The following is an 18,105-nucleotide window of genomic DNA, read 5'->3' as shown; positions in this document are numbered from 1 at the left end:
CTCGACGCCCGCAACGCTGCACCCAACAAAAACAAGATGGAGATTCACATGAACTTCAAACGCAAGTTGCTCATCGCCGCCCTTCCCTTCGCTTTGGGTCTGCAAGGACTGGCGCAGGCCGCTACTACGCTGAAGCTGGCCGAGGTGCATCCGGCCGGCTATCCGACGGTGGTGGCGCTGGAAAACCTCGGCAAGAAACTCGAAGAAGCCACCGACGGCGAGCTGAAGTACCGCATGTTCTCCGGCGGTGTGCTGGGTTCGGAAAAGGAGGTAGTGGAACAGTTGCAGATCGGCGCGGTGCAGATGACCCGCGTCAGCCTCGGCACTCTCGGCCCGGTGGTATCCGACGTCAACGCCTTCAACATGCCGTTCGTGTTCCGCGACCACGAGCACATGCGCAAGATCATCGACGGCGAGATCGGCCAGGAGCTGCTCGACAAGATCACCGCTTCCGAATTCAACATGGTCGGCCTGGCCTGGATGGATGGCGGCGTACGCAACCTCTACAGCAAGGAGCCGGTGCGCAACATCGACGACCTCAAGGGCATGAAGATCCGCGTGATCGGCAACCCGCTGTTCATCGACACCCTCAATGCCATGGGCGCCCAGGGCGTGGCCATGGATACCGCCGAAATCTTCAGCGCCCTGCAGACCGGCGTCGTCGACGGTGCCGAGAACAACCCGCCGACCCTGCTCGAGCACAACCACTACCGCACCGCGAAGTACTACACCCTGACCGGCCACCTGATCCTGCCCGAGCCCATCGTCATGTCCAAGACGACATGGAACAAGCTCACCCCGGAACAGCAGGAGATGGTGAAGAAGTTCGCCAAAGAGGCGCAACTGGAAGAGCGCAAACTGTGGGACGAGAAAACCGCCAGCAGCGAAGAGAAGCTCAAGGCCGCCGGTGTGGAATTCATCGAAGTCGACAAGCAGCCCTTCTATGAGGCCACCGCCCCGGTGCGTGAGAAATACGGCGCGGCCTACGCCGACCTGATCAAGCGTATCGAAGCCGTTCAGTAACGGGCCATCCTGAAGAACGTCGCAGCGCCGGCTCGCCGCCGGCGCCGTGCTTGCGGTGAAGTCTCATGAAAAACACTTTGCTACGCACCAACGACCTGATCTACCTGGGCTGTATCTGGGTCGCCGGGCTGTCCATCACGGGCATGGCCCTGATCATTCCCTGGGGCATCTTCGCCCGCTATGTGCTCGGCAGCGGGGCCGGATGGCCGGAACCGGTAGCCATCCTGCTGATGGCCATCTTCACCTTCATCGGCGCGGCAGCCAGCTACAGGGCCGGCGCGCACATGGCGGTCACCACCCTGACCGATCGCCTGCCGGCTGCCTGGCAAGGTTTCATCGACATTCTGGTGCAGTTGCTGATGGCCTTGATCTGCCTGTTCATGGCCATCTGGGGAATCAAGCTGTGCATCGCCACCTGGAACCAGTACATGAGCACACTGCCGTCGCTGCGCGTGGGCATCGCTTACTCCCCCATCGCGATCGGCGGCTTCCTGAGCCTGATCTTCATTCTTGAAAAGCTCTGTTTCGGCGATCAGCGCCATCGCCGCTCGGTCAGTTTCGAGCTTTTCGAAGACAGCAAGGAAACCCTCTAAATGGATGCACTCATTCTTGTAGGCAGCTTCATCGTCCTGATCTTCCTGCGTGTGCCCGTGGCCTATTCGCTGGGGTTGGCCGCACTGGCCGGCGCCTGGTGGATCGATATTCCGTTTCACGCGGTGATGATCCAGATCGCCGGCGCCATCAGCAAGTTCTCCCTGCTGGCCATTCCATTCTTCGTGCTGGCCGGCGCGATCATGGCCGAAGGCGGCATGTCTCGCCGGCTGGTGGCCTTCGCCGGTGTGCTGGTCGGTTTCGTCCGTGGCGGGCTGTCGCTGGTCAACATCATGGCCTCGACCTTCTTCGGCGCCATTTCCGGCTCGTCGCTGGCCGATACCGCCTCGGTCGGCTCGGTGCTCATCCCGGAAATGGAACGCAAGGGCTACCCACGCGAGTTTTCCACCGCGGTGACCGTGAGCGGCTCGGTCCAGGCGCTGCTGACGCCGCCCAGCCACAACTCGGTGCTTTACTCGCTGGCAGCCGGCGGTACCGTGTCCATCGCCTCGCTGTTCATTGCCGGGATCGGCCCCGGACTGCTGCTCAGCGCGGTGATGATGAGCCTGTGCCTGCTGTTCGCCAAGAAGCGCAACTACCCCAAAGGCGAGACCATCCCGCTGCGCCAGGCCCTGAAGATCTGCGTCGAGGCGCTCTGGGGCCTGTTCACCATGGTGATCATCCTCGGCGGCATCCTCAGCGGTATCTTCACCGCGACCGAATCCGCGGCGATTGCGGTGATCTGGGCGTTCTTCGTGACCATGTTCATCTACCGCGACTACAGGTGGCGCGACCTGCCCAAGCTGCTGCACCGCACCGTGCGCACCCTGTCGATCGTAATGATCCTGATCGCCTTCGCCGGTGCCTTCGGCTACATCATGACGCTGATGCAGATCCCCTCGAAGATCACCTCGATGTTCCTGACCCTGTCGGACAACCGCTATGTGATCCTGATGTGCATAAACTTCATGCTGCTGGCGCTCGGCACGCTGATGGACATGGCGCCGCTGATCCTGATCCTGACACCGATCCTGATGCCCGTGATCACCGGTATCGGCGTGGACCCGGTGCATTTCGGCATGATCATGCTGGTCAACCTGGGCATCGGCCTGATCACGCCTCCGGTGGGCGCGGTGTTGTTCGTCGGTGCCGCAATCGGCAAAGTCACCATCGAAAACACGGTCAAGGCGCTGTTACCCTTCTACGCCGCGCTGTTCATGGTGCTGATGGCAGTGACCTACATCCCCGCCATCTCGCTATGGTTGCCGAGTATCGTGCTGTAAACCTCGGGGATGCCGAGGCATCCATCCCTTGCGCCAGCCTCAGGGTTGGCGTTTCCATGTCGAAAGCAGGAATCCATGACCAGTACCACTGCCTCACTCGCCACCCCATCCGTCTTTCCCCGACATATCGCCGTGCTGATCCTGCTCTGCATGGGCTGCTCGTTCGCCGGCAACCACGTGGCTGCACGGGTGGCCTTCGACGACGGCGCCGGTGTGCTGCTGGCGATTCTCCTGCGTTCCGGTGGCACGCTGGTGGTGCTGGCCGGCCTGGTGATCTGGCAACGGCAGAAGATTCGTCTGGCGCCAGGCGCATGGCGCTGGCAGTTGTTGCTCGGCCTGTTGATTGCCACGCAGAGCCTGTGCCTGTACTCCGCCGTGGCCCGCATTCCGGTGGCGGTCGCGCTGCTGGTGGCGAACGTCTTTCCGATCCTGCTGGCGTTGCTGACCTGGGCATTGGGTGGATCACGCCCGAGCGCGCGCACCGCTGCCTTGATGGGGGTGATTCTGATCGGGCTGGTATTCGTGCTCGACGTGCCGACGCGCTTGAGCAGCAGCGATACCGTCGGGCCGGAATGGCTAACGGGTGTGATGCTGGCGTTCGGAGCTGCCACCGCGTTCGCCTGCGCGCTGTGGATCACCGATCACAAGTTGTCCCAGGTTCGCGGCTCGGTGCGCAGCTTGCTGACCATTCTGATCGTGTTCTGCAGCATGAACCTCGCCGGCATCAGCGGCGCTATCCCCGGCGGGCTCAACCTGCCCGCCAGCCAGACCGGCTGGTTCGCCCTCGCCACGCTGATGGTGCTGTATGGCACGGGTTTCATCGTGCTGTTCATGTCAGCGCCGCGTCTGGACATGCCGCGCAACGCACCCGTGATGAACATCGAACCGCTGGCGACGCTGCTGATGGGCTGGATCGCGCTGGATCAGATGCTCAGCGCCGGGCAGCTACTCGGCGGCGCAATCGTGGTGACCGGTATCGTGCTGCTGACCTATCGCCGGCAGGGATGACGGGACGTTGAAAACCAGGCCTGAGAAGGCCGCATACGAAAAAGCCCCCGAATCAGGGTGATCGGGGGCTTTTCTGTAGCATCCGTGCTAATCCTGCGACTCCGCCTCTTCGTGCGCCTGGCGCAGCCGCTCGCGGCTATTGGTGAGGTGCAGGCGCATGGCCGCACGCGCCGATTCGGGGTCCTGCCGGGCGATGGCATCGTAGATCTGCTCATGCTCGCGGCACAGCCGCAGCTGGTACTGCTGCTGGTCATCATGCGCCAGCCGGGCGGAGTTGACCCGGCTGCGCGGAATGAGCGCGGTTCCCAGGTGATTCATGATGTCGGTGAAATAACGGTTTCCGGTGGCCTGCGCGATCTGCAGGTGAAACTGGAAATCCGAACTCGACGCCTCGCTGGAATGCGCCATGCTTTCGTTCAGCTCATCGAGAAAACCGCGCATGCCGGCCAGTTGCTCGGGCGTACGCCGTTGCGCCGCCAGGCCGGCCGATTCCACTTCGAGGCTGATGCGCAACTCCATGATCGCCAGCAGGTCGCGTAGCGTGCCGATGGTCGCCGGGTCGATTCGCAGACCGGTGGTATTGGGCATATCGAGCACGAAGGTGCCGATGCCATGGCGCGTCTCCACCAGGCCGGATGCCTGCAGTCGCGAAATCGCCTCGCGGACTACCGTTCGACTGACGCCCTGGGCCTGCATGATCGCGGACTCGGTAGGCAGCTTGTCGCCGCGCTTGATCAGCCCATCACGGATCTGCTGGGAGAGTTCCGCAACCAGCTCCTGAGCGAGGCTGCGGTGCTTGCGACGGGCGCGAGGCTGAGCTGTCTGGTCGTCCATAGGGTTCATCTCTCGGAAAAACTACGGTCTCTATCATAGCCCAGCGGTTGTACGATAACTATCGTGATCGAAGCAAGCCCCGCCTTTTATCCAGGAACCAGGCATGCCGGCAGCCGACTTCTATACTCGAAATTCCAATCGGGAGGAATCATCATGCGCCGCATATCGATTTTCCTTGTAGCCGCGCTGGCAAGCGCACCGCTGTGGGCCATGCACTGCCCCATGGACATGGCCAAGATCGACGAACGACTGGAAACCGACCCGCCTGAAGATCCGGCCGTCCTTGCGCAGGTGAAGAAGCTGAGAGCCGAGGGCGAGGAACTGCACAACGCCGGCGACCATACGCAGTCGCTGCAAGTGCTGGGTCAGGCTCAGGAACTGCTGGATGCCAACCCATGATCACCAGCCTGGCATAACGTCTCAGAACAGGCCGAGCTGCCCGTCGATCAACCTGGAGAAATCGTCGTTCACGAACGGCAGAATCGCATCCGCCACGGGCTTGAGCTGCCGGCTGATGTAGTGGTCGTAATCGATTGCCGCACGATGTGCTTCCAGCGGCTCCGGCCCGGCCACAGTGATCAGATAGCGGATCCAGCCGCCGTTCTGGTACTGGCGCGGGCGGCCGTGCCGGTCGTTGTACTCGTCGGCCATTCGCGCTGCGCGGACATGCGGCGGAACGTTGCGCTGATAGTCGCTCAGCCGCCGGCGCAGACGCTTGCGATAGACCAGCAACTCATCGAGCTCACCGCTCAGCGTTCGCTGCACATAGTCACGCACGAAGTCCTGGTATGGCTGGCATTTGAAGATGCGTAGATAGAGTTCCTGCTGGAACTGCTGCGCCAGCGGCGACCAGTCGGTGCGTACCGTTTCCAGCCCGCGAAAATGCAGGCCATCGCTGCCATCGGCGCGGGTAACCAGGCCGGCGTAGCGCTTCTTGCTGCCCTCCTCCGCCCCGCGGATGGTCGGCATCAGGAAACGGCGAAAATGGGTTTCGAACTGCAGTTCCAGCGCGCTCGGCAGGCCGAACTCGGCCAACAGGTGGTCGCTCCACCAGCGGTTGACGCGTTGCGCGAGCATGCGGCCGATGGCTGCTGCGGCCTCGTCGCCGTGGGCCTGGCCAAGCCAGACGAACGTCGAGTCGGTGTCGCCGTAGATCACCTCGTAGCCCTGCGCTTCGATCAGCTCGCGGGTTCGCCGCATGATTTCATGGCCACGCAGGGTGATGGACGAAGCCAGGCGTGGATCGAAGAACCGGCAGCCGCTGGAGCCGAGCACACCGTAGAAGGCGTTCATGATGATCTTCAGTGCTTGCGAAAGCGGCTTGTTGTGCTCGCGCTTGGCCGCTTCACGTCCCTGCCAGACGCGCTCGACGATCGCAGGCAGGCAATGCCGTGTGCGCGAGAAACGCGCGCCACGAAATCCCGGAACTGACGCCTCTTCGTCCTGCTCGTGCATGCCTTCGACCAGGCCCACCGGGTCGATCAGAAAGGTACGGATGATCGAGGGATACAGACTCTTGTAGTCCAGCACCAGCACCGAGTCGTAGAGGCCGGGGCGCGAGTCCATCACGAAGCCGCCCGGGCTCGCCTCCGGCGGCCGCTCGCCAAGGTTGGGCGCCACGAAGCCTTGCCGGTGCATCAGGGGGATGTACAGGTGCTCGAACGCGGCCACCGAGCCACCGCTGCGATCAGCCGGCAAGCCTGTCACCGCGGCACGCTCCAAGAGGAAGGTCAGCAGTTCGGTCTTCTCGAATATCCGCGTGACCAGTTCGCAATCCTTGAGGTTGTAGTACGCCAGGGCGGGCTTGTCCTCGGCGAACATGCGGTTGATTTCATCCATGCGCTGGTACGGCGTACTGATCGCCTTGCCTTCGCCCAGCAGCGTCTGTGCGACATTTTCCAGGCTGAACGAGGGAAAGCTCCAGGTGGCCGAACGCAGCGCCTCGATACCATCGATGATCAGGCGCCCCGCCGCCGCGGCGAAAAAGTGATGAGCGTTGCCATGCTCGCGCCACTCCAGTTCTTCGCCGCCACGGCCAAGGCGCAGCGGTATCTTCAGGCGCTCGGCATGATCGCGCAGGATACGCAGATCGAACTGCACGAGGTTCCAGCCGATGATCGCATCGGGATCATGCCGGGCGAACCAGTCGTTCAGCCGTTCGATCAGCTGGCCACGGCTGTCGCAGTAGTCGAGCTTGAAATCGACGGCCGCGTCGCTGCCGTTCTTCGGTCCCAGCATGTAGACCTGACGCTCGCCACAGCCTTCCAGCCCGATGGAATACAGCGCGCCACGGGCATCGGTCTCGATATCCAGCGACACCAGGCGCAGGTGCGGCCGATAGCCTGGCGCCGGCTTCATCCGCGCCTCATGCAGGCTCCCATCGGCCTGGACGACACCGCCAAAGCACACCGGCGCGGTGATGAAGCGCTCCATCAGATAACGCTCCGGTGGCCGGATGTCCGCTTCGTAGACGGCGATACCCGCCGCGCGCAGGCGCTTGTCCAAATACCGCAGCTGGCGATATTGCGAACAGTACAGGCCCAGCACCGCGCGGTGCCGGAAATCGGCAAGCTCCAGCTCGCGCAGCTCCACGCCTTGCTCGTCGCGCAACAATGGCTCGGCCAGCTCGCGCTGCTCGACAGGAATGAAGCCGATGGAGGTCTGATACGGCAGGCTGAGCCGTTGCGGCCCGTTATCGGTCGCCAGCCAGAACTCGACGTACGTGCCCGCCGGCGTGTCACGCCAGTGACGGGTCAGGACAAACCCCTGCCGAAGATTCACCGGATCACTCTCGAAACCTGCCCCAGAGGCAATTCATGGCGCACCCGCAGGAACACTCGCCTCGACAGCGCGCAAGGTGGCGGCTGCAAGGACCGCGCATGGATAACATGAGAACAGCGATGGCTGATGATGGTGCCCGGAGCGGGAATCGAACCCGCATACCCTTTCGGATGAGGGATTTTAAGTCCCTTGCGTCTACCAGTTTCGCCATCCGGGCAAATGAGGAGCGTTACACGCGATGTTGCAAGCGGCGCAGGACTATAACCAGCCCTCCAGGCTCACGCAACCCGAACGAATGGCCTTTGCGTGCACGCCGGCAAAGCCGCTTCCAGGCCCGTGCGCAGGCCATAGTGCACTCGAAAAAAAACCCGCAAGCGTTAACTTGCGGGTTTTTCAACACTGGAGGCCGATGTCGGAATCGAACCGGCGTACACGGATTTGCAATCCGCTGCATAACCACTCTGCCAACCGGCCTCAAACGATAACGCCGCAAACTGTGGCGGCGTCATCGTCAACAAACTGGAGCGGGAAACGAGACTCGAACTCGCGACCCCGACCTTGGCAAGGTCGTGCTCTACCAACTGAGCTATTCCCGCATCGTCTTGGTGACGGGCGCCATTTTATATCTTCGTGACGGCGCGTCAAGCCTTTGATTAAAAAAGTTTTATTTCTTTTCCGTAGCACTGAGATGGGGCCAGGCCGCCATCAGGTAATTGACCATCGACCAGAGCGTCAGAGCCGCCGCCACGATCAGCAACGCGTAGCCCAGGCCAACCCAGATGGTCAGCATCGGCGGATTGGCCAGCAGGATGACCAGCGCCACCATCTGTGCAGCGGTTTTCCACTTGCCCAGGTTGGACACCGCCACCTGCGCCCGCGCGCCCAGTTCGGCCATCCATTCACGCAATGCGGATACGACGATCTCGCGACCGATGATGATCGCCGCCGGCAGGGTCAGCCACAGGTTGGCATGTTCCTCGACCAGCAACACCAGGGCCACCGCCACCATCAGCTTGTCGGCGACTGGATCGAGAAAGGCGCCGAAGGGCGTGCCCTGCTCGAGGCGCCGGGCCAGGTAGCCATCGAGCCAATCCGTCACGGCGGCGATGGTGAATACCGCGCTGGCAGCCAGGTAGCTCCACGCGAAAGGCAGATAGAACAGCAGGATGATGATCGGTATCAGCAGGACACGGAGCACCGTGAGCAGGTTGGGTATATTCATCGATACTACTGATCCGCCAATTTGAAGGTGATTCTACTCAGAGTGCAGCGCCGCATAAATCGACTCGGCGAGCTTTTTACTGATGCCGGGCGCCTTGGCGATCTCCTCCAGACTCGCCCTGGACAGTTCCTGCAAGCCGCCGAAATGCTTGAGCAACTCGCGGCGACGCTTCGGTCCGATCCCCGGGACGTCTTCCAGGGTCGACGTGGTTCGCGCCTTGCCGCGACGTGCGCGGTGCCCAGTGATCGCGAATCGGTGCGCTTCGTCACGCACCTGCTGAATCAGATGCAGTGCAGGCGAATCGCCCGGCAGGGTGAATTCGTGCTCGGCATCGTTCAGGTACAGCGTTTCCAGCCCCGGCTTGCGTGTCACGCCTTTGGCGACGCCGAGTAGGATCAGCTCCGGCACGGCAAGTTCCTGAAGCACCTCGCGGGCCATGTTGAGTTGCCCCTTGCCGCCATCCACCAGCAGCACATCCGGCAGCTTGCCCTCGCCCTCGGCCGCCTTGCGAAAACGTCGCGACAGCGCCTGGTGCATGGCTGCGTAATCGTCTCCGGCGGTCACGCCTTCGATATTGTAGCGGCGGTAGTCGGACTTCAACGGGCCTTCGGGGCCGAACACCACGCAGGAGGCGACTGTCGCCTCGCCGCTTGAATGACTGATATCGAAGCATTCCAGGCGCATCGGCGGCTCGTCCAGCTCCAGGGCCTCGGCCAATGCCTGGAAGCGCGCTGCCAGATGCTGACGATTGGCCAGGCGCGCGGCCAGCGCCTGCTCGGCATTGGTCAGTGCCAGTTGCTGCCAGCGCGCCCGAGTACCGCGCACGCGGTGGGTGATGCTCAGTTCCACGCCGCGCAATTCGACGATAGCGCTGATCAGGGTGGCGAAGTCCTCATGAACGACGTTGACGATCAGCTCGCTCGGCAAGTCCCTGTCCGCGGCGCCGAGATAATACTGTTCGAGAAACGCTTGCAGCACCTCGCTGGTGCTTTCCTCGATCGCCACCTGTGGGAAGAAATTCTTGCTGCCCAGCACCCGCCCCCCGCGCACCGTGATCAGGTGAACGCAGGCCCCGCCCGGACTGACGGTGGCCGACACGACGTCCACGTTACCGGTACCGCCCTCCATGCTCTGCTGGTCCTGCACGCGACGCAGCAATGCAATCTGATCGCGGATTTCGGCCGCGCGCTCGAAGTTCAGCGACAGCGCCGCCTCCTCCATGCTTCTCGATAGCTCCTCCGCCAGCGCATTGCTACGTCCTTCGAGAAACATCACGGAATGGCGAACGTCCTCGGCATATTCCTCGCGGTCGACCAGCGCCACGCAGGGCGCCTTGCAGCGCTTGATCTGGTACTGCAGGCATGGCCGGGTCCGGTTGCGATAGAAGCTGTCCTCGCACTGACGCACGAAGAATGCCTTCTGCAACAGCCCCAGGCTCTCGCGGATGGCCCCGGCGCTTGGGTAGGGGCCGAAGTAGCGCCCCGGCTCTTTCTTCGAGCCGCGATGAATGCTCAGGCGGGGAAAATCGCCGCTGGAAAGAAAGACGTAGGGGTAGGATTTGTCATCGCGAAGCAGGATGTTGTACGGCGGGCGCCACTGCTTGATCAGCGTCTGCTCGAGCAACAGCGCTTCGGTTTCATTCGCCGTGATGGTGGTTTCCACCTGGGCGATCTTCGCCACCAGCGCTGCCGTCTTGGGCGCCAGTCCCGTCTTGCGGAAATAACTGGCCAGGCGCTTTTTCAGATTCTTCGCCTTGCCGACGTAGAGCAGCTTGGCTTGCGCGTCGAACATGCGATAGACGCCCGGCCGGCCACTGCAGGACGCCAGGAAAGCAGCAGAATCGAAGTTGCTCATCAGTTGATCGTGTCGACCATACCGTGGCGAACCGCCAGCAATGCCAGCTCTACGTCGCTGGTAATCGTGAGCTTCTCGTAGATGCGATAACGGTAAGTGTTGACCGTCTTGGGCGACAGGCAAAGCTTGTCGGAAATCGTCTGCACCTTCTGGCAGTTCGCGATCATCAGCGCGATCTGGATTTCCCGCTCGGAGAGCAGATCGAAGGGCGAACCATTGCTTTGTGGCTGGAACGCCTTGAGTGCAAGGTGCTGGGCGATCTGGGGACTGATATAGCGCTGCCCTGCAAAGACCATGCGAATGGCCTGGATCATTTCTTCCAGCGCGGCGCCCTTGGTCAGGTAGCCCGCGGCGCCTGCCTGCAACAGGCGGGTCGGGAAGGGATCTTCCTCGCAGACAGTCACGGCGATGACCTTGATGTCGGGGTAGCTGCGCAGCAGCTTGCGGGTCGCTTCGAGGCCGCCGATGCCCGGCATCTTCACGTCCATCAGCACGACATCGGGTTTGAGTTCCCGCGCCTTCCTGATTGCCATCTCCCCCGAATCGGCCTGCCCGATCACCTGTAGCCCGTCGACATCGGCCAACATGCGGGAAATGCCTGTGCGCACCAGATCGTGGTCATCGACCACCAGCACCCTAATCAAGCAGACACCTCGTAATGCAAAGTCAAAGCTGCTGACTGCTCGCTCTGTAAAGGCCGAACTTTACCAAAGAACGGGGCGTGTTACTCGATGCAGAGTCAAATTGTGGCAAATCGACAGTACATTCGTCCTTTCATTCAGCTGAGACAAACGCCGCGCTGGCGCGTCGACATCAGCCGACGCTGGCAAAGGCCGGCCAGTCGGGCTATGAGCCGGCAACGCCTGGCAAAGCCCGAGGCAACTGATCAGCGATTTGCAAAATACAGGGTGACTTCGAAACCAAGACGCAGATCGGTGAAAGCAGGTTTGGTCCACATGGTGTGCTCCTCGTTCAGATGGATGACTGCTGCGTTTTCGCAATCAGCTATCGATGAAGACAACATCGGATACCGCTAGTGCGACGAAGGCGACCGGCGTGATGTCCCGCTCAGGAATACATCCAGAAGTTGGGATGATCTTCGTTTGCGGGCTCGCTGGCGGCCTTCGTGCCAATAAAAGCGCTCTTGAACTTTTCTACGAAACTTTTCATGCAACCTCCTGCGGTGTGTCGACTCAGTGGCGAGAAGTGTCTGCCAATGGCCACCGCAGGAATATTCGCTTTTGCCTATGGGGCTGATAGCCGTGGGACCGGATCAGTCCAGGCGCACCAGAACACGGCCGACCTGCTGCCCTGCCAGAATCCGCTCGATCGCGTCCGGCAGCTCCTGAAGCGTGATCTCGTGAACCAGCTCATCCAGATTGGGAAGTTTCCACTGCAGCGACAACTTGTCCCACATGGATGCCTTGGTAATCAGCGGGATTTCCACCGAGTCGACTCCAAGCAGGTTGACCCCGCGCAGGATGAACGGCAGCACATTGGCCTGGAAGTTCGTACCGGCCGTCAGGCCGCAACAGGCGACACTGGCTCCGCGACGTAGCGACTTGACGACGTTGAAGAGTATCTCGCCGCCGACGGTATCCACCGCACCCGCCCATTGCTCTTTCAGAATCGGCTTTTCCAGCCCGGCCTGCAGCGCACCGCGCTCGACCACCTGTTTGGCTCCGAGCCTGGTCAGGAAATCTGCCTGGTCCGCCTTGCCGGTGACCGCCGCGACGTTGTAACCGAGGCTGGCCAGCAGCGCGACGGCAATGCTGCCGACTCCACCGGTCGCGCCCGTGACCAGGACCGGATCGTCGCCGGGCTCGAGGCCGGCCTGTTCCAGCTTGTCCACGCAAAGCGCAGCCGTCAGGCCGGCGGTCCCGAGCACCATGGCATCGCGCAGGGACAACCCCGCCGGACGCTTGATCACCCAGGCGGCCGGAACCCGAATGTACTGGCCAAAGCCTCCCGCGGTGTTCATGCCCAGGTCGTAGCCGGTCACTATGACTTCGTCGCCCGCAGCGAACTCGGACACGCTCGACTCGGCCACGACACCGGCCGCATCGATGCCCGGTGTATGCGGGAAGTTGCGCGTCACGCCACGGTTGCCGCTGGCCGAGAGCGCATCCTTGTAGTTCAAAGACGAGTAGCGCACCCGGATCAGCACCTCTCCGGCAGGCAACTCTTCGATTTCACGCTCCAACACGCGCGTTTCGAAGCGCCCGTCCGCATTCTCGCTGGTTTGCAATGCCTTGAAGCTACCCATGCCGTACTCCTTATTGCCAGAATCGCTGTTCATTCAAACGGCTCCAGCCCTTCAGGAGACCATGCTCCAGGGTAGCGCTGGCCGCCATACCGAATCGTTCGGGAAGACTCTTCTTGTGCGCGTAATGCAGCTGGAACAGATCGGCATTGCGTGCACGATCGGCGAGATATTCATCGCTGGTCCTGATCTCGTCCACCAACTGCTTACCAAGCGCGGCGACTCCGAGCCAGACCTCGCCAGTGGCCACGTCGTCTATCGACAATTGCTGGCGATAACGGGCGACGAAGTTCTTGAACAGTTCGTGGGTGGTTTCCAGGTCGTCCTGAAACTTCTCCCTTCCCTTCTCGGTGTTTTCACCAAACACCGTCAGGGTGCGCTTGTATTCACCCGCGGTCATCACTTCGAAGTCGACGTCGTGCTTCTTGAGCAGCCGGTGAACGTTGGGCAGCTGCGCCACCACGCCAATCGAGCCCAGGATGGCGAACGGCGCGCTGAGGATCTTCTCGCCAATGCAGGCCATCATGTATCCGCCGCTGGCCGCCACCTTGTCGACACAGACCGTCAGTGGGATGCCGGCTTCACGGATACGCACCAGCTGTGACGCCGCCAGGCCGTATCCATGCACCATGCCACCACCGCTCTCCAGACGCAGCACCACCTCGTCCCGAGGCGTGGCCAGGGTCAGCAACGCCGTGATCTCGTGGCGCATGTTCTCCACCGCCGACGCCTTTATGTCGCCATCGAAATCAAGCACGAACACCCGAGGACGACTGTCGTCGGTTTTCTTCGCCTGCTTCGCGGCCTTCGCCTCGCGCTTGCGCAGGGCTTTCAGTTGCTCTTTTTCCAGCACCGATTGCTCCAGGCGCTCGCGCATCGACTTGTAGAAGTCGTTGAGTTTGTGCACCTCCAGGTGACCGCCCGATTGCTTGCCGCGCCCCCGCCGCAACGAAGCGATTGCGATCAGCACCACCAGGATGGCAACCACCAGTGTCACGGTCTTGGCCAGAAAGCTTGCGTAGTCAGCCAGAAATTCCACACACCCTCCTCGTATCGGATTCGCTCATCTCTGCAGATGGCGATAGCGCTCTAGCATACCGGCAGCCTGACGACCGGAGCCAGCAGTAGCGAGTTCAAACAAACGTATGATTTAACGTTGACACTCCTTTGTGATCACCCTACCCTCGCGAAAAACAGGCCGGAGCAGTACATGGGTAGCATCTACCTGATCAGGCATGGTCAGGCCTCTTTCGGCGCCGAAGACTATGACGTGCTATCGCCGCTCGGCCACCGCCAGTCCGCCGCGCTGGGCGATTACCTGTCGCAACTGGATATCCGCTTCGATCGCTGTGTCAGCGGAGCCATGAAACGCCAGCAGGATACCGCTCGTGCAACGCTGCAGCGTATCGCCGATCGCGATGACCGGGAGCTGCCGCCCATCGAGGTCGATCCCGCATTCAACGAGTTTCCGGCCGATGCCGTGATCCAGGCGCACATGCCGGAGTTGCTGCAGGTAGAACCCAATGCCCTGCACATACTGAGCAACGCCGCCAGTCATCGTCGCGAATTCCAGCGGCTGTTCAGCTACGTCATTCAGCGCTGGGTTTCCGGCGAGCATGAGAAGGAAGGCCTGGAAAGCTGGCAGGGGTTCGTCGAACGAGTCAGGCAAGGACTCGAGCGCTTGCTCAACGAAGCAGACAGGAAGGACCGCATCGCCATCTTCACATCTGGCGGGACCATCACCGCACTGCTTCAATTGGCCATCGAGGTGCCGCCAATCAAGGCGTTCGAGATGAACTGGCAGATCATCAACACATCCCTCAGCCAGCTGAAATTTCGCGATCGAGAGCTTGCACTGGCTTCCTTCAACAGCCATGTGCATCTGGAACTGATGAAGAATCCGGAACTCATCACCTATCGATGAGCTCCAGCCCCAACTGCGGCTTCGGCTGCGCTTTACGTCCACGATAACAAAGGAATACCTTCAATGAGCAACGTCGCCGAAACCATCCAGGGTATGAAGTCCAAGTTCAATGCCAGCGCTGCCGCCGGCCTGGACCTGGTTTTCCAGTTCAACATCACCGACGCGGACGACTACTACCTGATCGTCAAGGACGGCACCTGTGACTTTCATCAGGGCGAATCGGCCGACGCCAACGTCACCCTGATCATGGACAGCGAAACCATGCAGGGCGTGATCAGCGGCGAGACCGACGGCATGCAGGCATTCATGGCCGGCAAGCTGCGCGCCGAAGGCGACATGATGCTGGCGCTGAAGCTCAGCGAACTGTTCCCGGCCTGAGCGTAGCGCTACGAAAAACCGAAGCCCCTGGCTTCGGTTTTTTTTGCCCGCGATTTATCGGACGCATGTATCAGGCAGCCTGATCAACCGGCAACACCCAGGCCTATAACGGCCGCGTTCGCTTGGTTAAGCACCTGCCTCGCATTAGATTACGAAATGCCAGCGGACGGCTCCTTCGCGGACCGAGCAGCCGTACCTGGCAAGGCATCGATCATAACTACAAGGGTAAAGCATGGCGCTAACAGATCAGACCAGCCGCATTCGCGAAGGCGAAGAGCTGCCTCTCGACGTCATCGATCAGTATCTGAAGGCGCAGATTCCGGGCCTTGAAGGGGTTCCGCGGATTTCCCAGTTTCCCGGCGGCGCGTCCAATCTGACCTATCTGCTGGAATACCCCGAGCGCGAGTTCGTCCTGCGCCGCCCGCCTTTCGGCCACAAGGCGAAATCGGCCCATGACATGGGGCGTGAATACCGCATCCTCAACCAGCTCAACGCCGGATTTCCGTACTGCCCCAAGGCCTACGCCTACTGCACAGACGAAACGCTCATCGGCGCCGAGTTCTACGTCATGGAGCGGGTGCGCGGCATCATCCTGCGCGAGGATATTCCGGCCGAACTGAATTTCACGCCCGCGCAGACCACCGCGCTGTGCAAGAGCTTCATCGACAAGTTCGTCGACCTGCACAACGTCGACTACCAGGCCTGCGGCCTCGGCGACCTGGGCAAGCCGGAAGGTTATGTACAGCGGCAGATCAGCGGCTGGATCGATCGTTACGAACGCGCCATCACCGCCGATGCGCCTACCTGGGAGCCGGTAAAGGCATGGCTGCGCGACAAGATGCCAGCCGATCACCACAAGCCCGGGATCGTGCACAACGACTACCGCTTCGACAACGTCATTCTCGATCCGGACAACCCGATGGAGATCATCGGCGTGCTGGACTGGGAGATGACCACCCTCGGCGATCCGCTGATGGATCTGGGCAACACGCTGGCCTACTGGATCGAGGCAGACGATCCGGCGCCGGTGCAGCTGATGCGCAAGCAGCCGAGCAATGCGCCGGGCATGCTGACTCGCCGGCAATTCGTCGACTACTACGCCGAGCGCGCGGGCATTCGGATCGACAACTTCGATTACTACTACACCTACGGCCTGTTCCGCCTGGCCGGCATCGTCCAGCAGATCTACTACCGCTATTTCCACGGACAGACGCAGGACAAGCGCTTTGCCCGGTTCGTCCAGATGAATGCCCTGCTCGAGCAAATGAGCCTGCAGGTGATCAATAAATCGAAGCTGTAATACGGCTCAGCAAAGGGAGTGACCATGACTCAAACCACCCTGTTCGACCTAAACGGCAAGGTTGCCTTCGTATCCGGCGCCAGCCGGGGCATCGGTGAAGCCATCGCCAAACTGCTGGCCCAGCAAGGTGCTCACGTGATCGTTTCCAGTCGCAAGCTCGATGGCTGTCAGGCGGTTGCCGAGGCCATCAACGCCGCGGGCGGCAAGGCCACTGCGATCGCCTGCCATATCGGCGAACTGGAACAGATCCAGAGCGTTTTCGCACAGATCCGCGAGCAATTCGGTCGCCTCGACATCCTGGTGAACAACGCGGCGACCAACCCGCAGTTCTGCCATATCCTGGACACCGACGTATCGGCCTTCCAGAAAACCGTCGATGTGAACATCCGCGGCTATTTCTTCATGTCGGTGGAGGCCGGCAAACTGATGCGCGAGCATGGCGGTGGCAGCATCATCAACGTGGCATCCATCAATGGCGTCACGCCGGGGCATTTCCAGGGAATCTACTCGGTCACCAAAGCCGCGGTGATCAACATGACCAAGGCCTTCGCCAAGGAATGCGCACCGCTGGGAATTCGCTGCAACGCCCTGCTGCCGGGCCTCACGGATACCAAGTTCGCCTCGGCCCTGGTCAAGAACGACACGATCCGCGAGCAGGCGCTGCAGCATATCCCGCTGCACCGTGTCGCCGACCCGAGCGAAATGGCCGGAGCGGTGCTCTACCTCGCCAGCGATGCCTCGAGCTATACCACCGGCGTTTCGCTGAACGTGGATGGCGGTTACCTCGCCTGATCGATCAAGGCGAGCGACAAAACAAAGGAGCCAGTTGGCTCCTTTGTTTTTATGGCGGCTACTGATTGATGATTGATCGAGCCCATGCTCCGGCGTGGGCTCGCTGTGAGAAGGTATTCGGCGTCCGCCGGTTCCCACGCTGGGGCATGGGAACCATCCAATCTACGCGTCGTGCTGATTCACCAGTCTTTCAAGGCCTGCTCCGCGGCAGGGTTGGCAGGCGAAGCGAGCAAACCGGTCGGCGTCATCTCGACCCGGTAGGCGGCACCATCGGCGATCGGCATATAGCTCACCCGCTGTGGCTGAGCCTCAAGAACGAGAGAGGTGCACTGGCACGCTTGCAGCCAGCTCCAGAAATCGGCGTCCAGTGCGCTCTGCGTCAGCAGGACCTGCGCGTAGCGCGCCTGATCCTGTTGCTCAACCGCGAGATAGCGCCCGGAAAGCTTGTGCAGCCGATAACCGGGTTCGAGGCCGATCAGCGTAGCGACACCCTTCCAGCGCAGGATGCGTGCATCCAGCTGCCAAAGGTCGCCCTCGAGGGTGACGAATCGCACCTCCCCGCCCTGTTCGATTCTCACCTGATAACGCTGTGCGCCATCGGCTTCGAAGCTCAGCGTGGCGACAGGCGCTTCTTCTGGCAGTGCGCGATAGGTGCAGACATCCCAAGCCACCAGGCCGGTCAAGGCCGCTGCGGCCAGCACCAGCAATCCGGTCGTCCCACGCAGCCAGCCCAGCAACCAGTTACCACCGAACAGCATGCGCAGTGCGATCCACAGGACAATCAGGCCCACCACTGCGATCGCCACCGCCAGACCCAGATATTGCATGCATGCGCCCCCGAAAATTGACGCT

Annotated in this window: 18 protein-coding genes and 3 tRNA genes; 9 read left to right on the top strand and 12 right to left on the bottom strand. The window is 61.4% G+C overall.

Features of this window, described 5'->3' with window-relative positions; translation table 11 throughout:
- Positions 1 to 48 precede the first annotated feature (48 nt).
- The 4 genes from EA795_RS05115 (at position 49) to EA795_RS05100 (ending at position 3,905) form a co-directional block, all read left to right on the top strand.
- Positions 49 to 1,023 (top strand): TRAP transporter substrate-binding protein, encoded by a 975-nt coding sequence (locus tag EA795_RS05115; RefSeq protein ID WP_014852891.1) that lies wholly within the window; start codon positions 49 to 51, stop codon positions 1,021 to 1,023.
- Between the two features lie 65 nt (positions 1,024 to 1,088).
- Positions 1,089 to 1,616, top strand: a complete 528-nt coding sequence (locus EA795_RS05110; RefSeq protein ID WP_058074808.1) for a TRAP transporter small permease — start codon at positions 1,089 to 1,091, stop codon at positions 1,614 to 1,616.
- Positions 1,617 to 2,897 carry a TRAP transporter large permease gene (locus EA795_RS05105; protein ID WP_122075904.1) on the top strand — a complete coding sequence of 427 codons (1,281 nt, stop codon included), beginning with the start codon at positions 1,617 to 1,619 and terminating at the stop codon, positions 2,895 to 2,897.
- A 75-nt stretch (positions 2,898 to 2,972) separates the two neighbouring features.
- On the top strand, positions 2,973 to 3,905 hold the full coding sequence (locus EA795_RS05100; RefSeq protein WP_122075902.1) for an EamA family transporter: 933 nt from the start codon (positions 2,973 to 2,975) through the stop codon (positions 3,903 to 3,905).
- An 87-nt stretch (positions 3,906 to 3,992) separates the two neighbouring features.
- Here EA795_RS05100 and EA795_RS05095 read toward each other — a convergent pair whose 3' ends face one another.
- Positions 3,993 to 4,739 carry a FadR/GntR family transcriptional regulator gene (locus EA795_RS05095; protein ID WP_014852895.1) on the bottom strand — a complete coding sequence of 249 codons (747 nt, stop codon included), beginning with the start codon at positions 4,737 to 4,739 and terminating at the stop codon, positions 3,993 to 3,995.
- Positions 4,740 to 4,892: 153 nt separating this feature from the next.
- Here EA795_RS05095 and EA795_RS05090 point away from each other — a divergent pair, with 153 nt between their 5' ends.
- A complete protein-coding gene (locus tag EA795_RS05090; RefSeq protein ID WP_014852896.1) occupies positions 4,893 to 5,138 on the top strand; it encodes a PA2433 domain-containing protein in 246 nt (81 codons plus the stop codon).
- A 21-nt stretch (positions 5,139 to 5,159) separates the two neighbouring features.
- On the opposite strand, the gene EA795_RS05085 is transcribed toward EA795_RS05090, so the two are convergent.
- The 10 genes from EA795_RS05085 to sohB form a co-directional block, all read right to left on the bottom strand.
- The gene (locus EA795_RS05085) at positions 5,160 to 7,520 is read right to left on the bottom strand and encodes a DNA polymerase II (RefSeq protein ID WP_014852897.1); all 2,361 of its coding nucleotides are present in this window, start codon (positions 7,518 to 7,520) and stop codon (positions 5,160 to 5,162) included.
- 130 nt (positions 7,521 to 7,650) lie between these two features.
- Positions 7,651 to 7,737, bottom strand: a tRNA-Leu gene (locus tag EA795_RS05080).
- Between the two features lie 183 nt (positions 7,738 to 7,920).
- Positions 7,921 to 7,994, bottom strand: a tRNA-Cys gene (locus EA795_RS05075).
- A gap of 46 nt (positions 7,995 to 8,040) precedes the next feature.
- A tRNA-Gly gene (locus tag EA795_RS05070) sits at positions 8,041 to 8,116 on the bottom strand.
- Between the two features lie 68 nt (positions 8,117 to 8,184).
- Entirely contained in the window at positions 8,185 to 8,742 is a 558-nt protein-coding gene (pgsA, locus tag EA795_RS05065) for a CDP-diacylglycerol--glycerol-3-phosphate 3-phosphatidyltransferase (RefSeq protein WP_014852898.1), read from the bottom strand.
- Positions 8,743 to 8,775: 33 nt separating this feature from the next.
- Positions 8,776 to 10,599: an excinuclease ABC subunit UvrC gene (gene uvrC, locus EA795_RS05060; RefSeq protein ID WP_115028543.1), complete on the bottom strand. Its 1,824-nt coding sequence runs from the start codon at positions 10,597 to 10,599 to the stop codon at positions 8,776 to 8,778.
- Entirely contained in the window at positions 10,596 to 11,240 is a 645-nt protein-coding gene (gacA, locus tag EA795_RS05055) for a response regulator transcription factor GacA (protein ID WP_014852900.1), read from the bottom strand. Before gacA ends, uvrC begins: the two co-directional genes overlap by 4 nt.
- A 242-nt stretch (positions 11,241 to 11,482) precedes the next feature.
- On the bottom strand, positions 11,483 to 11,554 hold the full coding sequence (gene pqqA / locus EA795_RS05050) for a pyrroloquinoline quinone precursor peptide PqqA (protein ID WP_014852901.1): 72 nt from the start codon (positions 11,552 to 11,554) through the stop codon (positions 11,483 to 11,485).
- 315 nt (positions 11,555 to 11,869) lie between these two features.
- Positions 11,870 to 12,862 carry a YhdH/YhfP family quinone oxidoreductase gene (locus EA795_RS05045; protein ID WP_115027751.1) on the bottom strand — a complete coding sequence of 331 codons (993 nt, stop codon included), beginning with the start codon at positions 12,860 to 12,862 and terminating at the stop codon, positions 11,870 to 11,872.
- 10 nt (positions 12,863 to 12,872) lie between these two features.
- On the bottom strand, positions 12,873 to 13,898 hold the full coding sequence (gene sohB / locus EA795_RS05040) for a protease SohB (protein ID WP_058076835.1): 1,026 nt from the start codon (positions 13,896 to 13,898) through the stop codon (positions 12,873 to 12,875).
- 171 nt (positions 13,899 to 14,069) lie between these two features.
- Between sohB and EA795_RS05035 the strand changes: the two genes are divergently transcribed.
- The 4 genes from EA795_RS05035 to EA795_RS05020 all read left to right on the top strand — a co-directional run bounded on the left by EA795_RS05035 (position 14,070) and on the right by EA795_RS05020 (position 17,253).
- Positions 14,070 to 14,783, top strand: a complete 714-nt coding sequence (locus EA795_RS05035; protein WP_115027750.1) for a histidine phosphatase family protein — start codon at positions 14,070 to 14,072, stop codon at positions 14,781 to 14,783.
- Between the two features lie 63 nt (positions 14,784 to 14,846).
- A complete protein-coding gene (locus tag EA795_RS05030) occupies positions 14,847 to 15,161 on the top strand; it encodes an SCP2 sterol-binding domain-containing protein (RefSeq protein WP_014852905.1) in 315 nt (104 codons plus the stop codon).
- A gap of 232 nt (positions 15,162 to 15,393) precedes the next feature.
- Positions 15,394 to 16,461: a phosphotransferase family protein gene (locus EA795_RS05025; protein ID WP_115027749.1), complete on the top strand. Its 1,068-nt coding sequence runs from the start codon at positions 15,394 to 15,396 to the stop codon at positions 16,459 to 16,461.
- Positions 16,462 to 16,485: 24 nt separating this feature from the next.
- On the top strand, positions 16,486 to 17,253 hold the full coding sequence (locus EA795_RS05020; RefSeq protein ID WP_058076833.1) for an SDR family oxidoreductase: 768 nt from the start codon (positions 16,486 to 16,488) through the stop codon (positions 17,251 to 17,253).
- 179 nt (positions 17,254 to 17,432) lie between these two features.
- Here EA795_RS05020 and EA795_RS05015 read toward each other — a convergent pair whose 3' ends face one another.
- Complete coding sequence (locus EA795_RS05015) at positions 17,433 to 18,080, bottom strand: hypothetical protein (RefSeq protein WP_058076832.1); 648 nt, start codon at positions 18,078 to 18,080, stop codon at positions 17,433 to 17,435.
- Positions 18,081 to 18,105 lie beyond the last annotated feature (25 nt).

This window comes from Stutzerimonas nitrititolerans (assembly GCF_003696285.1).
In the GTDB taxonomy this organism is placed as follows: domain Bacteria; phylum Pseudomonadota; class Gammaproteobacteria; order Pseudomonadales; family Pseudomonadaceae; genus Stutzerimonas; species Stutzerimonas nitrititolerans.
The sequence above is the reverse complement of the archived record's forward strand: the minus strand, read 5'-3'. Positions and strand labels throughout refer to the sequence as shown.

What these genes read in the sequence shown, in the direction of transcription:
- EA795_RS05015 (WP_058076832.1), bottom strand. Translation starts at nt 18,080, where the DNA reads ATGCAATATCTGGGTCTGGCGGTGGCGATCGCAGTGGTGGGCCTGATT.
- EA795_RS05115 (WP_014852891.1), top strand. Translation starts at nt 49, where the DNA reads ATGAACTTCAAACGCAAGTTGCTCATCGCCGCCCTTCCCTTCGCTTTG.
- EA795_RS05090 (WP_014852896.1), top strand. Translation starts at nt 4,893, where the DNA reads ATGCGCCGCATATCGATTTTCCTTGTAGCCGCGCTGGCAAGCGCACCG.
- EA795_RS05020 (WP_058076833.1), top strand. Translation starts at nt 16,486, where the DNA reads ATGACTCAAACCACCCTGTTCGACCTAAACGGCAAGGTTGCCTTCGTA.
- EA795_RS05100 (WP_122075902.1), top strand. Translation starts at nt 2,973, where the DNA reads ATGACCAGTACCACTGCCTCACTCGCCACCCCATCCGTCTTTCCCCGA.
- EA795_RS05025 (WP_115027749.1), top strand. Translation starts at nt 15,394, where the DNA reads ATGGCGCTAACAGATCAGACCAGCCGCATTCGCGAAGGCGAAGAGCTG.
- EA795_RS05045 (WP_115027751.1), bottom strand. Translation starts at nt 12,862, where the DNA reads ATGGGTAGCTTCAAGGCATTGCAAACCAGCGAGAATGCGGACGGGCGC.
- EA795_RS05105 (WP_122075904.1), top strand. Translation starts at nt 1,617, where the DNA reads ATGGATGCACTCATTCTTGTAGGCAGCTTCATCGTCCTGATCTTCCTG.
- EA795_RS05030 (WP_014852905.1), top strand. Translation starts at nt 14,847, where the DNA reads ATGAGCAACGTCGCCGAAACCATCCAGGGTATGAAGTCCAAGTTCAAT.
- EA795_RS05110 (WP_058074808.1), top strand. Translation starts at nt 1,089, where the DNA reads ATGAAAAACACTTTGCTACGCACCAACGACCTGATCTACCTGGGCTGT.
- EA795_RS05035 (WP_115027750.1), top strand. Translation starts at nt 14,070, where the DNA reads ATGGGTAGCATCTACCTGATCAGGCATGGTCAGGCCTCTTTCGGCGCC.
- pgsA (WP_014852898.1), bottom strand. Translation starts at nt 8,742, where the DNA reads ATGAATATACCCAACCTGCTCACGGTGCTCCGTGTCCTGCTGATACCG.
- EA795_RS05095 (WP_014852895.1), bottom strand. Translation starts at nt 4,739, where the DNA reads ATGGACGACCAGACAGCTCAGCCTCGCGCCCGTCGCAAGCACCGCAGC.